Annotated in this window: 15 protein-coding genes; 4 read left to right on the top strand and 11 right to left on the bottom strand. The window is 43.3% G+C overall.

The window, feature by feature from the left end; genetic code table 11:
• Positions 1-8 precede the first annotated feature (8 nt).
• On the top strand, positions 9-929 hold the full coding sequence (locus AC04QZ_RS00225; RefSeq protein ID WP_478356057.1) for a PorP/SprF family type IX secretion system membrane protein: 921 nt from the start codon (positions 9-11) through the stop codon (positions 927-929).
• Positions 930-1,577: 648 nt separating this feature from the next.
• The gene (locus AC04QZ_RS00220) at positions 1,578-2,444 is read left to right on the top strand and encodes a hypothetical protein (RefSeq protein WP_478356056.1); all 867 of its coding nucleotides are present in this window, start codon (positions 1,578-1,580) and stop codon (positions 2,442-2,444) included.
• A 707-nt stretch (positions 2,445-3,151) separates the two neighbouring features.
• On the opposite strand, the gene AC04QZ_RS00215 is transcribed toward AC04QZ_RS00220, so the two are convergent.
• From AC04QZ_RS00215 to AC04QZ_RS00190, 6 genes are all read right to left on the bottom strand, one after another.
• A complete protein-coding gene (locus AC04QZ_RS00215; RefSeq protein ID WP_478356055.1) occupies positions 3,152-4,075 on the bottom strand; it encodes a hypothetical protein in 924 nt (307 codons plus the stop codon).
• A gap of 9 nt (positions 4,076-4,084) precedes the next feature.
• Positions 4,085-4,819 carry a hypothetical protein gene (locus AC04QZ_RS00210; RefSeq protein ID WP_478356054.1) on the bottom strand — a complete coding sequence of 245 codons (735 nt, stop codon included), beginning with the start codon at positions 4,817-4,819 and terminating at the stop codon, positions 4,085-4,087.
• Positions 4,820-5,238: 419 nt separating this feature from the next.
• Positions 5,239-7,680 carry an ATP-binding protein gene (locus AC04QZ_RS00205; protein WP_478356053.1) on the bottom strand — a complete coding sequence of 814 codons (2,442 nt, stop codon included), beginning with the start codon at positions 7,678-7,680 and terminating at the stop codon, positions 5,239-5,241.
• A gap of 378 nt (positions 7,681-8,058) precedes the next feature.
• Positions 8,059-8,307, bottom strand: a complete 249-nt coding sequence (locus AC04QZ_RS00200; RefSeq protein ID WP_478356052.1) for a hypothetical protein — start codon at positions 8,305-8,307, stop codon at positions 8,059-8,061.
• Positions 8,308-8,521: 214 nt separating this feature from the next.
• Positions 8,522-9,013, bottom strand: coding sequence for a Crp/Fnr family transcriptional regulator (locus AC04QZ_RS00195; protein WP_478356051.1), 492 nt, complete (start codon positions 9,011-9,013; stop codon positions 8,522-8,524).
• A gap of 1,520 nt (positions 9,014-10,533) precedes the next feature.
• On the bottom strand, positions 10,534-11,001 hold the full coding sequence (locus AC04QZ_RS00190; RefSeq protein ID WP_478356050.1) for an Lrp/AsnC family transcriptional regulator: 468 nt from the start codon (positions 10,999-11,001) through the stop codon (positions 10,534-10,536).
• Between the two features lie 643 nt (positions 11,002-11,644).
• Between AC04QZ_RS00190 and AC04QZ_RS00185 the strand changes: the two genes are divergently transcribed.
• Positions 11,645-14,044 carry a UvrD-helicase domain-containing protein gene (locus AC04QZ_RS00185; protein WP_478356049.1) on the top strand — a complete coding sequence of 800 codons (2,400 nt, stop codon included), beginning with the start codon at positions 11,645-11,647 and terminating at the stop codon, positions 14,042-14,044.
• Between the two features lie 62 nt (positions 14,045-14,106).
• The gene (locus tag AC04QZ_RS00180; protein WP_478356048.1) at positions 14,107-14,712 is read left to right on the top strand and encodes a hypothetical protein; all 606 of its coding nucleotides are present in this window, start codon (positions 14,107-14,109) and stop codon (positions 14,710-14,712) included.
• 122 nt (positions 14,713-14,834) lie between these two features.
• On the opposite strand, the gene AC04QZ_RS00175 is transcribed toward AC04QZ_RS00180, so the two are convergent.
• The 5 genes from AC04QZ_RS00175 to AC04QZ_RS00155 form a co-directional block, all read right to left on the bottom strand.
• Entirely contained in the window at positions 14,835-15,800 is a 966-nt protein-coding gene (locus tag AC04QZ_RS00175) for an NAD-dependent epimerase/dehydratase family protein (protein ID WP_478356047.1), read from the bottom strand.
• Between the two features lie 366 nt (positions 15,801-16,166).
• Complete coding sequence (locus AC04QZ_RS00170; protein WP_478356046.1) at positions 16,167-17,045, bottom strand: sigma-70 family RNA polymerase sigma factor; 879 nt, start codon at positions 17,043-17,045, stop codon at positions 16,167-16,169.
• Positions 17,046-17,239: 194 nt separating this feature from the next.
• Positions 17,240-19,267: a conjugal transfer protein MobC gene (gene mobC, locus AC04QZ_RS00165; RefSeq protein ID WP_478356045.1), complete on the bottom strand. Its 2,028-nt coding sequence runs from the start codon at positions 19,265-19,267 to the stop codon at positions 17,240-17,242.
• Positions 19,264-20,502: a relaxase/mobilization nuclease domain-containing protein gene (locus AC04QZ_RS00160; protein ID WP_478356044.1), complete on the bottom strand. Its 1,239-nt coding sequence runs from the start codon at positions 20,500-20,502 to the stop codon at positions 19,264-19,266. The genes mobC and AC04QZ_RS00160 overlap by 4 nt, the downstream gene beginning before the upstream one ends.
• The gene (locus AC04QZ_RS00155) at positions 20,469-20,894 is read right to left on the bottom strand and encodes a mobilization protein (RefSeq protein WP_478356043.1); all 426 of its coding nucleotides are present in this window, start codon (positions 20,892-20,894) and stop codon (positions 20,469-20,471) included. Before AC04QZ_RS00155 ends, AC04QZ_RS00160 begins: the two co-directional genes overlap by 34 nt.
• Positions 20,895-20,902 lie beyond the last annotated feature (8 nt).

Below are 20,902 nucleotides of genomic sequence, written 5' to 3'. Positions count from 1 at the left end.
TTACAGACATGAAAGCAATTATCAAAAACATAAAGCAAATGCGTCGCGTAACGTTTCTAGTTGCGGCCGGCACATTATTTTTAAATACCGCGAAGGCACAGATCCTTCCGCTCAATGCACAGTATTTCCAGAACCGTTACCTGGTTAATCCATCCATGGCAGGTATTACCGAAGGTTTTAACATCAACGGCAGTTTCCGTAAACAATGGTCGAACATTCCGGGCGCACCCATTAACCAAAGTGTAACTTTAGATCAGCAGGTGAGTAAAGTGGGCTGGGGCGTGAACATTTACAACGAGAAATCGGGCGGTATACAGCGCACCAAAGCCGTAGGAACTTTTGCCTACCACCTTCCTTTAAACAGCGACGACCAGAAACTAAACTTCGGGATTTCTTTTGGCGCCAGTCAGGATAAACTCGATTTAAGTAGTGTAAGAAACAGCGATATTAACGATCCGTCCATCGCCCGTTTTAACGACCGGGGTTATTATTTAGACGGCGATTTCGGGATCTCTTACACCTCTAAAGGCTTAACCGTAGAAGGCGCCATTCCCAATATGCGTTCGGTGTTCAGAAAAGACGATTTAAACTTTGCCGATAAACCCACCTTTTATTCGGCGGTGAGTTATAAGTTCATGCTGGGATCGGGCATTAATGGCATCAGCCTCGAGCCTAAAGGTGTTTTCAGGGGCATCAAAAATTACGAAAATTTATGGGATGCCGGTTTAAATGCAAATTTTGCCAACGATAAACTGTACGTCATGGCCATGTACCACAACACGCAAAATGCAACCGTTGGTTTCGGCATGAACTACAAATCGACCTTATATTTCATGGCTTATTACAATACCGCAACCTCCGCCATCAGTGGCTATACCGACGGCGATTTCGAAGTGAATATCCGTGTGAATATTGGCAAAAAACGATAATTTTTGCTTTACAAAAAAAGGTCGTCACCCCCGCGCAGGTGGGGATCTTAATTCACTAGATAACATACAAGTTCAGCATGACAACCCAACAGAGCCGCAGATTTATGATCTGCGGCTTTTTGTTTATACCATTAACCCCTATCCGCCTATCGGCACCCTTGCCCCAAAAGGGAAAGGACTAAAAACAAATTAGCTCGCCCGGGAATATGCTCCCTGCAATCGGGCCCCGGAGATGGAAGCAAAAAATTCACTTTCCGGGCAGAACCGATGGGCTGCAAATGTGTGGTGGGTCAATCCTGACAATTTGAGCCACGACTGCTAGAGTGAGGCAATCATTTATCAGGCTACTGTTTATAAACCCTCAGACCTTAAAGATTCTATGCTCCCGGTAGACGACGCGTGAGCGGGTGTAGCGGCATCCTTTTGGAACAAAAGATACAGCGGAAGACGCAGACCCTTTAGGGGCACGCCCAAATAAAAACAATTGGAAAGAAAATAATTCGACATCTCCTAATTACAAAACTATCTCCGCTCACCAGAATGAATAATCAATCTAATCCTATACTGCGACAATCACCATCACCCAACAAAAATCCTCTCATCAATGGAATCCCGCCCTGCTTTGCATCCTATAACAAACCTTAGCCCATGAAAAAACTCCAACTCATCCTCACCAGCCCCTGCACGCAGCAATGGGCAGACATTGAGCGCCCGGATGGCATGCACTATTGCCATAAATGTGAAAAACACATCGTAGACCTGACCACCAAATCCGACCAGCAACTCCTGGACTTCTTCAAACACAAAAACACAAACGTATGTGGCCGCTTGCTCGACAGCCAGCTTAACCGCAACCTGATACCACATCGCAAGGGGCCTGGCCTGCAGTGGCTGCTACCATTGGCACTCAGCACACTGGTTATCACCAGCGTCCAGGCGCAAATCCCCGCTCCCGCTGTTGTACAACACGACAGGGCAGACAAACCCAGCAGGGATACCACTGAAACATCCACTACCCTTTCCGCCTCGCCTATCACCATTAAAGGAACTGTTATTGACCAGGAAAGCGGCAAGGTACTTGCTAATGTAAAAGTGAAGCGCTTAGGGGAGGGAAATGTGCTGGCCGTAACTGATACCCTTGGCCACTTTGAACTGGAGGTCAACGATCATGACAGCTTATCCAAATTCAGTTTTGAGCTATCTGGCTATACTCGCAAAGAAGCCTATCCCGCCAGCGGCATGGTAATACATTTGAGCGCGCAGCACCGGATCATGCTCGGCGGCATTTCAACGGTCTCCCTGGACAGGTCGCCACTTTACCTGGTCATTGCAGGAAATAAAAGCTGCACCATCAGGGCCTCGCAGCTGGGAGAGTTATCCCCCGACTGGATCGACAAGATTGAAATTTTAAAGGATGCAAAGGCTACGGCGCTTTATGGATCAAAAGGTGCTAATGGGGTGGTATTAATAGAAATCAAAAAAGCATACCGGAAAAAGGTTAAGTTCTCCAAATGAGATTTGATTGAATATGCGAATACGAACAAGCGTTCTGAAGGTTGATGGGAGGTTGGCATTGCCCTTGAAAAAACCAATTGGGGTAATATTATTATATATTTCCCTATGTTGACAGGAAAGATAGTGCCACACAAATTAGTTTTGTCATACCTAAATCATGCCTTTAGGGAAAGTGGATAAACTTGCCTTGTTGGTAGTCGAACTATCTCTTCCTGATACAAATCTTTGGAGAAGGAAGCGGGGATTTGCCGACAGATGTTGAAAAATAAAAAAAGTCCGATACGCAAAAATGAGTATTTGGTTAGCAGATAAAGCAATGGAAAAATGCTGTCAGATTAGCACTGTTTTCACCACTCGTAGTAGAGTGCAAAAATAACCACAACATTCTTTCTCGGGTAGAAGCAAAAAATCACCTTTCGGGCGGAGCCGATAAGCCGCAAGCGTATTGGAGAAATAACGTCAAATTAGGCCATCAATACGAACTTAACCTGATCCGCGATCAAACCCACATCCGCAAATAACATAAGGTTATGACTATTTTCCCGAGCGGAATAGCGTGACAGCTTAAATGCGGAACGACTAGCCATTATTGCCGAAATGCCCAGACAACTGTCTAATCTTTGCATTTGTTCAATGACTGAACATCAAAAAAAGACCTACAATAGATAAAGCAAAAAGGACATGTGGAGTGCCCTTTTTACATGAATTTACGCTGCTTTTCTTTTGAGATAAACGCCAATCATCCGTTCCCATTCGCTAACATTGTGGTGAACTACCCTATCGAGAAAAGACATATGTTTTTTAGCTGTCTGTTTATCAAGTACTGAGTCTCTTTCAAAAGTTGACATTCTAAAAATATAAGTTGCATTACCGCTCCTAAGATTTTCAAGAATAACAACATCATCCTGCTCAAACTCAAAGCGTAGATATTCGTTGAACCCTCCAAGGCCGTCAGCGATATCAGATGCACTATAATCCTCAAGAACCGCAAACCTATAGCTATTACCTCCATTATCAGAACCATAATCTCCCCTAGTAAGACGTTCTTTTATTTCCTCCATCTTTTCAGCCATTGTGCCAATTCCAGATTGAAGTACTTTCCTACCTAAATGTTGGGTAATCCTTAGCACAGGTTCGAAATTACAATCATAAAGCATATAATAGCCGCCAAATATGACACAGATATTCATAGCAGCTTTCGCCCGGAGAAAATGCAAATCATCGTCAACCATTTTAAATAGTGGAAAATGAATTATCATCTCTTTCTGAGGTGATACATGCCGATAGAGCTTTAGTTCAAACCGATGAGCAATCTCCTTTTCCCAAATATTGAATTCACGGTCATATTCTATAATTCTTCCGTGATAGTTACTATAATATTCAATGTGCTTTTCTATCTTCTCCTTTCGCTCAGGTTGCTTGCGCACAAATTTTCCTTTGACGTTTTCCTTTAAGGGGCCTTTTTTACCCGAGACAGTAAAACTACCTGTTTTACCGTTAATCAAATCGTTAAGGTCAAGGTGAGCCTTCCCAGTTTCTGTAATTTGGTCAATCCCAAAACCGATATAATAATCTTGTCCATTAGAAAGCAAATCTCTTAGATGGCTTTCTGCATTAATGATTCTACCCATAACAAAAACCTATATTTCATGATAAATCTTCGCTAATTCCTGGCACAACTCCTTGGCTTCTGCCGCTGTAACCATTACATTGTCATCAGCATGAACCAATCGTTCACCAAAAACGTCGTATGCCCAACATAAGGTAGAATCAACGATCTCACCAGGTTGCACTACTTTTTCCTGTAAATAAATACGAAGGATGTTCGCAATGTGTTTTGATTGCTGCAGCCCGAAAGGTTTAGATTTAGAAACATGAAACTTAAGCGCTCCAATTTTCACAAAACCATCTTCCACATAACGATAGACCAATTCTGGATTTACGTTTATATTGATTCCCTCTATTTCGATGTTCTTTTGCTCTGGCAAAATGACCTCATACCCATTCACCAAGATATGCTCAAATCCCATTGCAATTACCTTATGAATTGCCTCGACGGATACATTGATATTATTTTTTGCCTTATCATCTTTTGGGACTTTATTTTTCAAGTCATCCAGTGCCTGCCTCAAAACCCCTGTCTTAGCCACATCCCGGAAATAAACCTTCATTCGATTCTTTGCCAGTTGGTACCAAGGTGTCAGTAACTTGTTCACATTAAGCTGCTGCTCAACGATTCTAGCTTTCCCCCTTGGGGTTGCTTGTCCAGCTTCTATAAACTGGTTCAATGAAATAGTAAAAATTGCCATTTTACTCTCCTCCTTTTTTTTTGTTTTTGCATAATTGATTTGACCAGAATTTGCAAGCCTTGCCACTCGGGCTTAACATTCCATAACAGAGTTGTTGCCTGGATACAATATAGTATCCTAGCTTTTTAGATGCTTTTTTTGCCATCTTTTAAAAATTTAGTAAATAAATACCCTTACCCAAGTTGGTTAGGGGTTAGTTATTTTCCAATAGCATAGCATGAATGGAAACCTCATGGCTCCAAAAGGGAAGAAAAGAAAAATGAATTAATATTTGTGTGCAAGACAACTTTTTATAATTTTGCACGTATTAATACAACAACTCCATTCTAGCCAGCCCTTTTGGCGCGAATGATATTATAAAGGCCTGAGTTGTTTGGTCGCACTCAGGTCTTTAATCAACCATCCCTATTATCTAAGCAAAATTAAACATTCCTAATTGCTTAGTATTAGCGAGTTATCCACAACAATCTCGCTATTTTTTGATTCTATTTGTACCGTTTTGCCATTTTTCCTATTTCGATTATAACATCTTTTACAGGCTGCTCCAATTCCTTGCCCATTTTCAGGTATTCATTAGAATCCTTCTCGTCCATTTCCTCTAAAAATGCAAAATAAAGAGGCTTTATGATATCCTTAAGATTCTCAAATGAATCAAATATTTTGGAGACCTCCATATAGCGCTTTCGCGCTATCAATAGCATAATCACCTCGCTAATCAATCTTTGATCAAAGGAATCCTCGGGCTTAAAGGTTTTAACATTCCTCATAAATATATCTACTGCTGATATGTAATCTTCATTCCACACTAGAACAAAGGCATGCTTTAGCTTGAAATAAGTATTTCTATCCAAATCCTCGATTTCACTGATTAACTTGAGGGCTTTCTTTTTGTTAAATCGAATCGTGGTGAATATCATCAGAAGAAAATAGTACATCATATAGTACTCGTAATCCTTGACCTCTTCTTTTACAAAGAGCTTTCTGGCCTGATCGAATATCTGCATTTCATCGAAATCGGCTCCAAGATATTCCTCATCCTCATTATTACAAAAAATCCGTGAAAGTCCTTTATAAACCAAAAGTTCAGGGTCCTTTTGCATATCAACTTGTAGTTCATCAAGAATCTTAATTGCCTTCAACTTATTTTCGTTCGTATTATTCTTTATAATATAAATATCCAATAGAGGCTTGTAAAACTCTTTTTGAAATTCAATCCCTTTTAGCAAAAACATCTCAGCAAGATCATATTCATCCTCCATAAGATACATATCCACCAATGCAGCTACCGATTCACTATCCTTTGTTTCAGCACCAAATGCATACATTTTTTTTGCATTATCCTTCTCACCCAACCCAACATAGAAATCACCTTTTAGCTTTGCTAACCATCCCCCTTCTGTATGATCTAATCTGTTTACACCTTCGAGAGCTCTTGCATCATCTTTTGCCATAACATAGAATGTGCTGAGTATCACAATATCAGTAACCTCTGTGATATCAAGTCCATCCACCAACGCAAAAGCTTTATCATGCTCACCCAAAGAATAATAATTCCAAGCCATAAGTAAGTCACGTGTAACATCCTTATGATCCATATTGACCAACAAATTGATAGCACCTTTATAATCCTTATCAGTGAAGAGCTTAATTGCTCCCATCAACTGCTTATCGCTCAGGTCCGGCAATTGTTTCCTCTGCTCCTCAGTTAGAATTGCAGAGGTAGCTGCATAAAGTTTATTAAGGCGCTGAATGTCCAAATGACTTGAACCAGCGAGCGCCTCTGTCAACAAAATCGCCGACTTAGCATGATATTTACCACTCTTTAACAGTATGAGATGTCTTTTTAGAAACTCGTCGAAACCCTTTTCATCCTCATACCAAAGCTCCAAGAACCTAGTAAGCCAGATTACTTTTCGGCGATCCTTTCGATCACCGTGACGCATGAGATACCAGATATTAAAAAAGCGCTCCTTCAACTGATAAAGATTATTCTTAGTGGAAGTCTCTTTTTTGTCTATTACATTATTTTTTTCTAACTGTTGAAGTTGTGCTGAGATCAGCTTAGTGGAAATTGGTTTACCATCGTCGCGAAGATGAGCGGCAATATCCTTAGTACTCATCGCATCCCATTGTTTTGCTACTACGTCAATAATCCTACGCTGTTGTACCGGAAGATCTTCTATACGATGTTTATATAACGGGGTAACTCTATCCAACACCAATTGCAGATCAGTCAATGCAGAACCGTCTTGATCAGCAAGAATAACCTCATATACCAACATCAAAGTACGGATTACACCGCCAGTTAAAACCGCTAGGGTTTCCAATTTTCCTTTATTCTTGTCGAAATCAATCTTAACATGTCCTTTGATTGACAACTTCATCAAAAGCCCCAGTGTTTCATCTTTACTCAATCCATGTAGTGGGACGACTTTAAAATATCGGAATAACGGTTCGCATTGATCCCTTGTATCCGCTATAACGATCGCAGATGCTGCTATTATTCGGATCATATTGCAGGTTGACAATATTTCCTCTAACCTCCTCTTCTCCCTATCCTTAAGATTCTCGATAAATAACTGCGTAAAATTATCAAAGAATATAATCAGTTTTTTCTTTCTGAAAATCAACACCTCCATCAAGTAATCAAAACATTTTTTCTCATATCCCTCTTGATCAACAAACTCTTCTGTATGCCCATAATATTCTCCACCATTATCCCAATATTCATCCAAATATTTGAGCAATTTTTCCCAAAGACTCGAAAGAGATGTGAGATCATAAGATTCTTCGTTAAAAAAGACAGGCAACAACCAATCCTTTAGTGAACTGGAGTTTTCTACCTCATATTTCAGCCGGAGTAAAAGAGTCGTCTTACCCATCCCACGTTGACCTTGCAGCAAGTAATGAACCTCAGGTAAATCCATGCTAGTCGAATTGATATCACTGAAAACCTCCTCAAAAACCTTAGTTCTAACGACGAAGTTCTCAATTAACGAATCCTTGCTCTGATTTGCAGGATTATATAATGTTTGTTCCAACATACTAACTTAACAAAAATTTCATTGTCAAATATATGACAAAATTTTTATTGTCAAAATTTTTTTAACAAAATTTTTATTGCCAAAGCAAGTCTATATAACTAAAGTAATCTATTTTGATAATCGAACAGGTTAAAACAACTATTCTTTCAGTTGTCTTGGGCAGGAAGACAAAATGGCCTGCAATTGGATTTAAAGGCATATACAAAACAGATAGAATCCTTGAGGCATAAACAGTCTCAATCTTCACATTCCCCAAAAGCCTCACCAGATTGCCTTGTCCGGTGCTATTACCCTATCCTTATCAGGCATGTACCCTAAGCGACCACACCTTTCAGCCACCAGGTATGCGACATCCGCCGGCACCCCATCCGTCATCCGGTAACGGATTTTATATTTCTGGTTATAACTTAAGTAAATAGTGAGCGAATGTACTGGCGATCTTATTCCACGGAGACTGATCAGATGAAGATCCTGAAGTTCTTTTGCCACTGTTAGCAATCTATTGTTCATGATTTTTGCAAGCGCCGGCTCTTGCCTAAACTCTGTCTCTAAAATAGCAACTACCGTAACCCTCATCACACAAAACTATCACCTTATAATACATTTACAAAGCCCGGCAAGTTAACTCGCTGGAAACGAGAAACTATTTATTTATGCACAACCCCAAGTAGTATATCGAGAGGGAGCGAAGCTAAAATCTTGGTCAAAAATCTACTGAAGCCTCCTACCCATACCTCCTGAGACTATCATCCTTGATCCCTAAAAAACTGGCAATATCCCTCCTTTTAGCAACACCAAACAAACCTTTGCTTTCTGTTAAAAACTTTCTAAACCGCTCAGCTGCCTTCAAACGCAGCAAATCAGAGGCATGGGCTAGTCTCAATCCATCATAATAATCCCTGATCTTTTCCACCAGCACCGGTACTTCCTCAAACCCGTTCCTCAGTTCCATAAATTTTTCATAACTGATCTCGAACAGCGCCGCATCATCAATTACCTCGATATCGTTAATTGCAGTTCCTTGCGAGAAAAATCCCGGATAAGCATATACAAAATCACCTTCCCCCCAGAACCAGCTCGTCCTTCCTATCCCGCAATCATAACTGGTTTCCTTTACAAAACCCTTTAAAATATACCATACCCTGGTCGGCTTCTGTCCCCTAGATAATAACAATTTCCCCTTTTCTGCATGGATAAACCCTAATAGCGGCTTCATCAAAGTAATAAAACCGGGCGATATCGCATGAAAGTGCAACATCCTGTCAAGCATGTGCTGATAATATTCGTTGGAGAGCATAGATCGGTAGATGTCGGTTCTCCGGAACCATAAAAACCCTCTCCAACTGTGCCCCGAAAAAGGGAACCGTTAAAGTTCCCTTTTCTGTATCCCGGTTTCCCCGGCGGATAAGAACGAAAGTTGGAAAGAATCGGTTAATAACTAAACAATAATTTCTCAACTTCCAAAGTAATACCTCAGCGATAACCAAGCTTTCAATATCATGTAAAATAGGTTCACAGAATTGTCCTAAACTTTGAGAAACAGCATGGGATAGTAGGTAATAGCTGGCATAAACATAAAAAAACTACCAACTGGGGGCAAAAAACAGGACCCCGGTAAAAACGCCAGGCAGAAAAGAAAAGATAAACATCATATATGAAACAGCTTGCGACGACAAGAAAGCAGGGCACCTTTATCCAAAGCCTGCCCTGCCGATCATAACTAATCCTCTTTCTATGAAAAGTTCTTCATTCCCACCTGGCACAATCCAGTTCCAATAATGGTACAGGGCGTCACTAAACCCCTGTACCTTAAACCAAAATGGCCTCGCGCCACCTAAACTAAATTGCTACCTATGAAGAAAATATAGCCTCTTATATTAGCCAGGCCGATACCTGGAGCAAAAAATCAAATTAAATCCACCCTGCCCCGGCAATAAGCTAAAAAGGCACAGGTCCCAATAAAGGGTTACCTGTACCCGTTAAAACCACTGACGGGACGTTCAGTTCCCAAAGGTTCCGGCCTGCGAATAAAACAAATACGATGAAACACATTTTGCCGGAACCAGCTGTCTGGTTTTGGCTCGCCAAAACATCAGATTGCAATATTCCGATTTTTGATGGATTCCTCTCTAATGAAGCAACAAGATCAGTAAATCGGGCTGTTATGGCCGGATTTCACCAATGAATAATCTGGTATTGCCCATTTTAAGCCGCAGGGTCTTCCTGAAAATTCTGTCTGGCGACTAGAGACAGCACGTACCCAACCGATGTCCGTAAAAAAATATGCACAAAAAAGGCCTCCCATGAAGAGAGGCCAATGCGTTTTCCTAAATCGTCCCGTTGATTTAATCTTACTTATGTTAAATTTCTTAAAAATTCATTTATTTATTGTCCATAAAGCCAGATTGTAAAGCAACATGTATAAAAATGTGCAAAACTGTAAACCAGTTTTTTTTTTAGCAACCTATCCAAAAACGATAAACGCAGCTGGTATCCAGCGCTTTGTCATAAAGCAAACCTGCTTAACTGACCGGCATCACCTTTAAGCTGTTTATTAGCAGTTCCATGGGTTAATTATAAAATCTAAATTTACCGATATCTTTTCCATTGTTGAAGTAGTCGATAGTCCTACGCTTCATTATGCTGTGGGAGCTTGACATCATTGACGTCAAAACCATGCGTCAGCATCCAGGCACCAACCAGGCAAAAGAAAAAATATACATGATCATCTTAGGATCAAAACGGCACGGCCGTGGAATGCTTGGCCTGGGCGAGTACCATCGAAGAGCTCACCTGCCCGATATTGGGCAACCTGTCCAGCTTCTGCCTCAAAAAGGTATTGTAACTCTGCAGGCTGCTGGTCACCACCTTCAATATAAAATCATTTTCACCTGTGGTATGGCAACATTCCAATACCTCGGGATACGAGGCAACCGCCGCCTGAAATTCTTCCAAAGCTACCCCGGAATGGTCAAGTAAACGGATATGGACATAGGCCATCATACAATCCCGCAGCAGTTCATAATCCAGCAGGGCTACATAACCGCGGATATAGCCAAGCCGCTCGAGCCTTTTGATCCGCTCGATGATGGGCGATTTACTTTTGTGCAGGCGTCTGCCGATTTCATTATAGGTCAGTCTTGCTTCCTTCTGCAGGAGCTTTAATATGGCAAGGTCGGTTTGGTCTGGATAATAGGATTCCATTATAGCTGATTTGGCTAGTTAAATTAATAAACATGTTCATCCGTTATAATGAGCAGCAAATATATTGCATTCCATCCCTCATTTGCAAATCCTGTCCGGCCATTACGCCAGGTAAAGCCAGGTCACGTAAAATTTAATTTCAATTCACTTAATAGTTGAATTCAGCCACAAAATTTTATTCTGAAACAACACCACAACCCAGCCCGATTTACCAAAGATCAACATCTATATTTTTTGCTACTCAAAACTCCCCAGATTTGCACCAGAGAACAATCCATAAGGCTGTAGCCATAAAGCCCGGATAAAGATTTTGGCTGGGTAGAAGCAGCCAGGTTTTAGTTTAGTAAGAGTAGTTATAATTAGTTGGAGCCGGTCTTTGCCCGGCTCCTTTTTTTAACGCATGTCCCACCATTTGCCAGGCTTATTTTTTGCCTTCACCGGAATAACATTTAATAGCTAAACCAACTGCTTAGGACCAGAAGCCGAGCCCTCACCAGGCAAAAGAATTAAAACCTGACCAGGAAACACTGTACATCAAAACACCTCCATACACCCACTTCCAGACCAGAAATATTCCCATCACCTTACCAATTTTGCTTATCATTGCAGTTTAATAAACAGCTCCAGCAACAAAATCCCATCCATGAACAAACAGCGCGGCCCAAGCCTTCTGGTCAAGATTATCCTTGTTATCCTGAGCCTGGGCATCTGGTACCTGTATGACCGCCGGAGGAAAGCGCAGAAAAACAAACAGGAACTGATCGCCATGCTGCCACAGATCGAAAGCGCGACTACTGAGTTCAATCCCTATTTCTCAGGAAAGAAATATTTCGCCCATCACGATTACCTTCAGCTAAGATCCAGGCATGCTTCCCTTCTATCGCGCATACCCAGGGACTATCCCAGCTATAAGCTCACAGAACAGGAATTTAAAACCGTTGACCGCTTTGCCAGTCTTCACAATAAAATTGCGGAACATAGATCAAACTATAACCGGGCATTTATCAACTCAGAAATAGACCGTTACAGATCATTTTTTTCAAACCTTGAAAAGTATCCCCTCTCTGATGAACAGATGCGCGCAGTGGTCAGTGAGGAAGACAATAACCTGATCATCGCAGGCGCGGGAACCGGAAAAACCACCACAATCAGCGCCAAGATCGCATACCTTTTGAATAAAAAGCTGGCTGGGCCCGAAGAGCTGCTGGTCATCTCTTTCACCAATGCAGCGGTCGAAGAAATGTTCGAGCGAACCTTACGCTTCTGCGGAAAGGATTCCGGCGTAGAACAGGTGACCTTCCGTACTTTCAATTCTTTCGGCAACCAGGTGGTCAGGTACTGTAATCCCCACCCGAAGGACATTGCCTTTGAGGGTAAGGACTATAAAGCAAAAGCCTTCCTGCAGCAACATTTTGACCTGCTTTTCAAAAGCGATGAGGACTTCCAATCCAAAGCCATCAATTTCCTGGCTTTTTTTAACCGTCCGGTAAAAGATGAATTTGAGTTTAACTCTGCCGAGGAATTCAAAAGGCACCAGCAGTCCCAGCGCTGCATCAGCCTGAACGGCATTGAGGTCAAAAGCATGGAAGAACTCCAGATCGCGAATTTCCTATACCTGCACCAGGTTGATTTCGAATATGAATCGCTCTTTCCTATGGAACGCGAGGACCGCAATCCGCAGTTCAAAGCCTATGCACCGGATTTTTACCTTCCGGGATATGATATTTACCATGAACATTATGGCATTGACAGGAATGGCGATGTACCAAACTGGTTTGCGGCAAAGCCGCCATTTAAAACAGCAAGGGAGTATTACCACCATGGCATGAATTGGAAACAGCACATCCATGAAAGGTATGGCACCAGGCTCATCAAAACCTATTCTTACCAGAGCCTTGAAGGGTCGATGCTCCGATCCTTAAAATCGCAGCTCAGCGCCTTTGGCGTATTGCTCCGGAAAAGGAACCCGGAAGAAGTTATTGCCAGGCTGAAAAAAACAGAAAATTTTGAAGGGTTCATTGGACTAATCTATACTTTCCTGAACCTGATGAAGTCCAGCGGGACCACGCCCGCTCAATTGAGGACTGAAGGTATGGAACAAAGATTTTCGGTATTCCTGGGCGTGTTTACACCGCTTTTCCACGCTTATGAAAAAAAACTAAAGGATACGGGCAGCATCGACTTCAACGATATGGTCAACCATGCTACCAGCTATATTCAGCAGGGAAAGTACCGTAAATCCTATAAGTACATCTTGGTCGATGAATTCCAGGATATGTCCAAGGGTAGATATGCCTTGCTGGACGCGCTGAAAAAAGCCAACCCTTCGGCCAAACTCTACGCGGTAGGCGATGACTGGCAATCAGTTTACCGCTTCAACGGTAGCGATGTGTCAATTATCAACCGTTTCAGCGATTATTTTGGTGCCACAGCAGATAACCAGATTTTGCAGACCTACCGTTTCAACACCGAAATCCTGCAGGTAAGCAGTACCTTCATCCAGAAAAACCCTGGCCAGCTCCGAAAGAAACTATCCTCCCCCTTTGATGCGAGCTTTCCTGCCTTCGCACTGGTTCCGATTGTTTTGGGCAAGATGAAAAAAGCGGAGATAGATCTATGCATATTTGACAGGATCAACCAGGTGCTTAAGAGGATTGGCCAAAAAGCTAATGTATTCCTGATCGGCCGCTACAACCACAATATACCTACTGACCTTGCTGAACTGAGAAAAAAACACCCGCATCTGCGCATTTCTTTTCATACCGCACACGGCAGTAAGGGCCTGACCTGCGACTACGCAATCCTTTTAGGGCTTGATTCTGGAATCTTTGGATTTCCTTCAGAAATCGCCGATGATCCTGTACTGGATTCATTGCTGGAAGACAGCGGCAGCTATGACAATGCAGAAGAGCGCAGGCTTTTTTATGTAGCACTGACCAGGGCGCGTCACAAGGTTTACCTGATGTACAATAAGCGCAGCCCGAGCAAATTTATCCGGGAACTACAATCAGATCACGAAATCGAAACGTTGGACCAAATCTAATCATCCACCCGGCAATCATTTATGGAAAGCGCGGCACACATGCATCCCATTCTAAAAGCCAAATGATAACCGCCAAACTAATCCTTCCCATCTTCCTATCTACGGCTATATTTTCCAGCTGCAAAAATGCCCGGCAAAAACGTTGGGACATTGCCACGATTAATCCGGCGCTGTCAAAAGACAGCACTTTCACCCTAATGGACACAAAAAAGGAACTGATGAATTTTCGTAGTCAGGACTCCACATTGAAAAGGAGTAGTCTGGTCTCATTCCTGATCGGAAAAAAACATACCAGACAGGATTCTTTAAATTCAAATTACAATACCTGCACAGCCTATTTCTCTAAATCAGATACCATGCACATCGACATCGGGTTGCGCGGCCCATTGGGTGGACATGGTTTTAACATCTGCTACCACAATAAACACTTCTATACAGAAGGCTACCAGTATTCAGATGTAGTGTATCAGGGAAATCTGGACAAGCCGCAGCATTGGGTGCTACACCAGAAACTTATCCTGGACCGGAACAGGTACAAAGTTGGCGACAGTTTATATGGATACATTGATTTTAAAGCCGTTGAACGAAACGAACTGGGCGACACCATTGTTTATAACGGCACAGGAAAATTCAGGGCCAAGGTGATAAGATCCATATCCAATAATTAACATTCGGGTTTGACCAGGCAAAACCTGGCGATTTAACCTGTAAGAAAGAATGATCGAATACCAATAAACCCCTTCATTTCCTTTTCAACCAGGAACAAACCCGGCCAGAAAAGAAAAACAGACTAAATGGTAGCATTCAAGCTCCGTCTGGCCAAATTCTCCAGCATATCTTCTACCATATCCTCCAGATCAAATCTCGCCTTCCATCCCCAATCAGCTCTTGCGTTGTGATCATCGATCGAATCCGGCCAACTGTCTGCAATCTGCTGCCTGAAATCCGGTAGATAGTCCAACCTGAACCCTTCGATATGTTTCCCGATTTCCTCGCCCAGCGCCTCGGGCGTAAAGCTCACTGCTGAAAGATTATAGGATGTCCTCACCTTTATATCTTCTGCAGGAGCATCCATCAGCTCCAGGGTTGCCCTGATTGCATCCGACATATACATCATTGGCAGGGCTGTTCCCGGCTTCAAAAAACAAAGGTAATTCCGCTCGCTAAGCGCCTTGTGAAAGATATCCACGGCATAATCCGTAGTCCCGCCACCTGGGGGCGATTTATAACTGATCAACCCGGGGTATCGCAGGCTCCTGACATCCAGTCCAAATTTATCAAAATAATACTGGCACCAATATTCCCCTGCTGCCTTGCTGATCCCATATACCGTTGATGGCGTGCTGGCATTGGCCTGGGGGCTGAGCTGCTTTGGCGCATTGGGGCCAAATACCGCAATACTGCTTGGCCAGAATACTTTTTGCATGTCACATTTCACTGCAACATCTAACACGTTTAGCAGGCCGTCCATATTCAGCTGCCAGGCTACAGCTGGTTCTTTCTCGCCACTAGCCGAAAGCATAGCTGCAAGCAAATAGATTTGGGTGATGCCTTCTTCCCTGCAGAGCATCAATAACGCGGATTTGTTAAGCACATCGAGTTTCACATAAGGGTGCATTTCCCCGGCGACCTTTGTACGCTCCCTGATATCTGCAGCCATCACCTGGTCACGCCCATATTTCGCCCTTAATGCGCCGGTAAGCTCTGATCCGATCTGCCCGCAGGCACCGATCAATAATATCTTAGTCTTTTTCATATCATCCTATAACCAGTGTACATCATCATCCTGCAGTTCAACTTTCCCTTTAGGCAATCTCTTTTTTCGCAGAATGAGCCCTGCCGATAGCGCCAGAACGAAGATCACCCCGCCATGGACCATGATGTCATTAGTCATTATTTTATTGCTGTTTTATATTGCTTTTACATTTGGTGAAAAACGCTAACCATAAATAGCTAAGTTTCAATCCCAAAATCTGAATTGTGATTTTCATGTTCCATTTCTTTTCGAATGTCTGATGTCTGCCTGGTGCATACTCCCAAAAAAAAGGCCTCTGAGGGAAGCAACCTAACCCAGAAAAACAGCGCAAGAATAAGGACGCTGTCCAGGGCCACGTCCCATACATCAGCCATTCATGATCCTGCTTCCTCTGACCAGCACCCTTAATTTATTGATCGCCCCTTTCTCGATCTGCTTGATCCTTTCCGTTGTAAGCCCGCAGTCGCCGGCGATAACCCCGTAACTGGATTCCATCGGGCAGTTGATCCCATAAAGTCCTTCGATCACCTTCCTTTCCTTGCTATTTAGGGTAGCAAGCAGCCTTCCTGTCAACATTGCACGATCACTGATATCCGAAAGGTAATCCGTGGGCATTACGCTTTCATCCTCAATAATATCACAAAGTTGCCGCTCACCCATATCCATGCCATGGGGTTGGTAGATGGAGAGTGGTATACGGTCCAAATTCAACTGCTCAGCCAACTGATGCGCGGGAACACCAGCGGCATCTGCCAGTTCTTCAACTGTTGCAGCGCGTTCCAGGTACTGCTCCAGCTCGCCCATCTTCTGCTGGGCTACAGTGATATTGCGCACCTGGTTCATCGGAAGGCGCACCATCCTGGAATACTCACCAAGCGCGAGCAACATGGCCTGTCTGATCCAGTATACCGCATAACTGATGAATTTAAAACCTAAGGTTTCATCAAACTTTCCGGCAGCGGTAATCAATCCCAAGTTCCCTTCATTGATCAAATCCCCTAAAGGCAGTCCTATATGTTCGTACTTTTTAGCACAACTCACCACGAATCTCAGGTTTCCCCTTACCAGCCGCTCTACCGCGGAACGATCCCCTTCCCTGATACGCTTACACAGCAAAACCTCTTCCTCTTCACTAAGCAGATCGATCTTTGCCAGATCAGCAAAATAAAGGTTAAGTGAATGAAATTCACGTGTGGTAAAAGACACTTCGATGCGCAGGGATTTCATTCCCGGGTTCTTGCTCATAAATCTGTTTATACTCTGCGGATCGGATCGCAAAGTGCTGGTTAGGTGGCCGTAAAATTGAAAAGTTCCTTCCAAATGCAACAGTAAAGCAAGCAGAAAAGTAAATCGGGCTATATAACCGCATGGACATAAAATCATATTCTGTAAATTGATTCCCAGCAACTGCCCCGGCAAATAAAAAAATGGTATTGGATTCAGGTAGATAAGGTATTAGATACCCCAGTAGAGCGTCTGTCATTCCCCTTGCTCTTCTTTTTTTTCTTCTTATCTCCCGCTTCCTCTCCGGCCTCTTCCTGCTGACCTTCAGCGGCAATGATCTGCGCTACTTCGGCTTTGATACGCTCATAAGCGATGCGTATATCGGAATCCGTTACGCATGCCACATCTGGTATATCTTCAAAGGCTGCATCTTCCGCAGCGATTTTAGCATGGTCATTCTGGATTTCGCAATGGAACATTTTGAGCGATATCTTTTCCTGAGGGTTGTCGGCAACCATGCCCACAAATTCCCCCGAGGAAAGGGATGCAATTTTAGAGGCCGGTATGGCCATTTCCAGCTGCGTGGATTTACTGATCGACACATCCGAACTGTTGATACTCTTGCTCTGCCGGTCCTGCATGATCTTGCCAAAGAGCTCACTGAGCTTCTTTGCGGTATCGCCCGTCACCTGCCCGCTGATGATATTGCCCACAATGCCGGTGATCACATCGGCCTGCTCCTGTCCATAGTCTTTCTTTAGCTGGCTGAAATCCTGTATGGCAAGCGTTGTCGCTACTTTATTACTCCTTGCGGTGGCAATCAGGCTATCCATATTATTGAAATAAATGGTGGGGAATTCATCAAAGATCAGGCTGCTTTTAACTTTACCTTTCTGATTGACAAGTTTGATCATTCGCGAGACGTAAAGGGAGAGCACAGCGCCATAAATCTGGATTTTCAGTGGATTGTTTCCCACACAGATGATCTTTGGATCCTCAGGATTATTCAGGTCCATGGTAAAATCATTCCCGCTCAGCACATAATAAAGCTGTGGACTGGAAAGCCTGGCCAGGCAGATTTTAGCCGAAGCGATCTGTCCCTCAAGCTGCTGTACCGCGTTGTTTTTCCAGGCCGTGATAAAGGGGTTGATCAGTACCTTGATCTCTTCCTGCTTTTCCAGCAGGGTGAAAAGCTGGTCATAATCTGCCTGCATCAGTTCGATCACATGTGGTAAGGTGCAATACATCCCATCTTTATATTTCCTCAGGTACCAGATCATTGCCGTCACGAAATTGATCGGGCTTTCTACGAAAAAGTCGCCCTGTTTTTTGATCCAGTCCCTGTTCAGCCCGAGCATAATCGTCCGGCTTGCTTCGGTCGCATCGGTGATGTCTTCCATCCCACCTGGGTCCAGCGGATTACAGCGGTGAAGGGGATAGTCAAAATTGATTACAAAAAACTTTGGCCTGACCGCGTAATGGGCGGCATATCTGTTTAACATATTCCAGGCGATACGGCTAAGATCATCATACTTAAAATCGTAGATAAACATGCTAAAGCCTTTTTTGATGTGCTGGGCGATAATATGCCGGATGACAAAATAACTCTTGCCTGCACCCGGCGTTCCCACAACCAGCAGGCCCCGGAACATGTTCACCAGGTTAATCCAGCTTCTTCTATTTGTTCCCTTATAGTTGTATATCGCCGGTAAGTTGACTGAAAACTCGTTCTCAAGCAACCGCTCTTCCTGCGGAAAAGTCTCATTATCCCGGTTGAAAATATCAGGCGTCAGACTATCTTTGACAATCCTGGAAAGCTTTGCACCGCTTCCCATCATCAAAAGGTATCCTATGATCGTGAATCCCGTATAACAAACTGTCTTCATAGCCAGGAAATCGACAAGGTGCAAAAAAAACACACTTGTAAAAAAGAGAATCATACCGGCACTAAACTGCAGAATCAGCGGCCGCAGCATAATCTTTTCATCCTTTCCCCCTTTCACGCCGAGCAGCGATATCACTAAAAAGATAAGACTGGCCACCTTGGCGAAATAAAGGTCCTGGAACAATACACTCCGGCTTATACCTGTCAGCATCCTGTCGCTGAGCACTGAATGAAGTCCAATTGACCTGAAAAACGCGTAACAGCACAAGTAAAAATGGAGTCCCAGTATGAAAAGGCTGATCCAGCGTGTCAGATCAATAATCTTCCGCAGGCCATTGGTATCTTCGCCGGTGTTCATCGCTGTAGATCCCTTCCCATAAAACGTTTCTTTTTCTTCCTGCGTTTCAGCAGCGGACTAACAGGTTGCCCATAGTCCGCCTGATATAAAGGGCTGATATCAAGACCGATTTGCTCCTGTACTGATCGTGGGATAACCGGATCTCCATCCCCCAATGCCACCGAACTGTTTTGAGCCAGAATTTGGCCCGGCCGGAGTCTGGAGGCAATTCCCATTGCACTATAGGCTTTCCCCAGTTCACTCCCTTTAAAGACAGCCTTGCAATCATGGTCGATATAGCTCATACCAAAAACTTTTCCATCAGTTGTCCGGTTTAAAATCAGGTCAATATTCATTTTAGAAAGTCTATGCTGGAAATCTGCCACAGAGCCCACTCCTTTAGCCAGTAACCAATCAAGTTTGTTTTTTATTAATGGCTTTCGCTCTGCTTTTACGCTGGCTTTCTGAATAAAATCCTGCTCCAGATTAGCCAAGATGGGATTCCCTGAAAGTGAACTAGCTTTTAGTGGTACACCAATCGTTTTCCCGTTCTCATCCAATACCGCATATAGCAAACCTTTATTCTCCTCCATTCTGGACCCGGGTGTTCCCGGTACAGCAATAGCATTATAGGTTTTCAAAATCGCATTAAATTCGTTTAGACTAGCATAGCCATATTGTTCCCGTATCGCTCTGATGAGGCCAGATAATGATTTTTTAAATGCTTTTTCACCATATTCCAAAGGTTTAGGTGCCGGTACTTTATCAATTTTTGAGATGACTCTCCGGCCTTCCGCTACGATTAGCCCATACTGGAGCTCAATAGCTTTGCGCGTAGATTCTGATACTTTTTTGCCGATATTATGCAGGCTGATCCGCGATCCGTCAGCCTGGATGTTCGTTGTCGCAATATGCAGATGCGGATGGTGGGCATCGCTATGGCCATATAACAGATAAGGCTGATCACCAAATCCAATACCTTCCATGTATTTCCGGGCAACCCCAACCATCTTTTCCTCATCCAATTCATCCTTTTTATGGAAATTAAGGCTGATGTGGAGCGCATTAGTTTTGGCTCTTTCATTCAACTTGGTGAGCTGATAAAACCGGTTGATCTTCATACTTGTGGTGAGCTCCTGTGGATCTGCAGCAAAACAGTTGGCCGCAAGCAAAACCGCTTTCCCTTCCGACACTTTATCTTCGTTATAATACACCACGCCAGCTATCTTTTTTCCGGTTCTGATTTTGACAACCATTTTTTTGCCAGTTGATTGACGATAAATAAAAGCCTATCGATTTTATGATCTGTTTTTTTGTACTCCTGGAGTGTACGGTTGGCATAGAACCATTTCTCACTGCTGCTTTTGGACTGGTGGAAATGATGGGTCTGCTGATTAATGTTGATCCCAATCGACCGGATTTCCTTTCTGATCCTGGAGAGTTCTTCCATTACAGGCCCCATGGTATCATCATAATGGAATACATTGATCCTTGCCCCGGTAATGATTTTCCGGGCTACAGCGCAAGGGCTCCTGCAATCACTTGTGCTTACCAAGTTTTGGAGCTTGTCATAAGTTTGCTGGTCTATCCTGATCCTTAAAACATGGACCAGCAGCTTTTCCCGGTGTTGCTTTTTCTTACCTGCCATTTTTAGCT

This window comes from Pedobacter folensis (genome assembly GCF_056490665.1).
Note: the sequence above shows the minus strand (reverse complement) of the source record. Positions and strands in the feature narration are given on the sequence as shown.

Coding starts and splice junctions, on each gene's coding strand:
- AC04QZ_RS00170 (WP_478356046.1), bottom strand. CDS start 17,045: ATGAGCAAGAACCCGGGAATGAAATCCCTGCGCATCGAAGTGTCTTTT.
- AC04QZ_RS00215 (WP_478356055.1), bottom strand. CDS start 4,075: ATGGGTAGAATCATTAATGCAGAAAGCCATCTAAGAGATTTGCTTTCT.
- AC04QZ_RS00185 (WP_478356049.1), top strand. CDS start 11,645: ATGAACAAACAGCGCGGCCCAAGCCTTCTGGTCAAGATTATCCTTGTT.
- AC04QZ_RS00200 (WP_478356052.1), bottom strand. CDS start 8,307: ATGAACAATAGATTGCTAACAGTGGCAAAAGAACTTCAGGATCTTCAT.
- AC04QZ_RS00180 (WP_478356048.1), top strand. CDS start 14,107: ATGATAACCGCCAAACTAATCCTTCCCATCTTCCTATCTACGGCTATA.
- AC04QZ_RS00155 (WP_478356043.1), bottom strand. CDS start 20,894: ATGGCAGGTAAGAAAAAGCAACACCGGGAAAAGCTGCTGGTCCATGTT.
- AC04QZ_RS00220 (WP_478356056.1), top strand. CDS start 1,578: ATGAAAAAACTCCAACTCATCCTCACCAGCCCCTGCACGCAGCAATGG.
- AC04QZ_RS00195 (WP_478356051.1), bottom strand. CDS start 9,013: ATGAAGCCGCTATTAGGGTTTATCCATGCAGAAAAGGGGAAATTGTTA.
- mobC (WP_478356045.1), bottom strand. CDS start 19,267: ATGAACACCGGCGAAGATACCAATGGCCTGCGGAAGATTATTGATCTG.
- AC04QZ_RS00190 (WP_478356050.1), bottom strand. CDS start 11,001: ATGGAATCCTATTATCCAGACCAAACCGACCTTGCCATATTAAAGCTC.
- AC04QZ_RS00160 (WP_478356044.1), bottom strand. CDS start 20,502: ATGGTTGTCAAAATCAGAACCGGAAAAAAGATAGCTGGCGTGGTGTAT.
- AC04QZ_RS00175 (WP_478356047.1), bottom strand. CDS start 15,800: ATGAAAAAGACTAAGATATTATTGATCGGTGCCTGCGGGCAGATCGGA.
- AC04QZ_RS00205 (WP_478356053.1), bottom strand. CDS start 7,680: ATGGATTTACCTGAGGTTCATTACTTGCTGCAAGGTCAACGTGGGATG.
- AC04QZ_RS00225 (WP_478356057.1), top strand. CDS start 9: ATGAAAGCAATTATCAAAAACATAAAGCAAATGCGTCGCGTAACGTTT.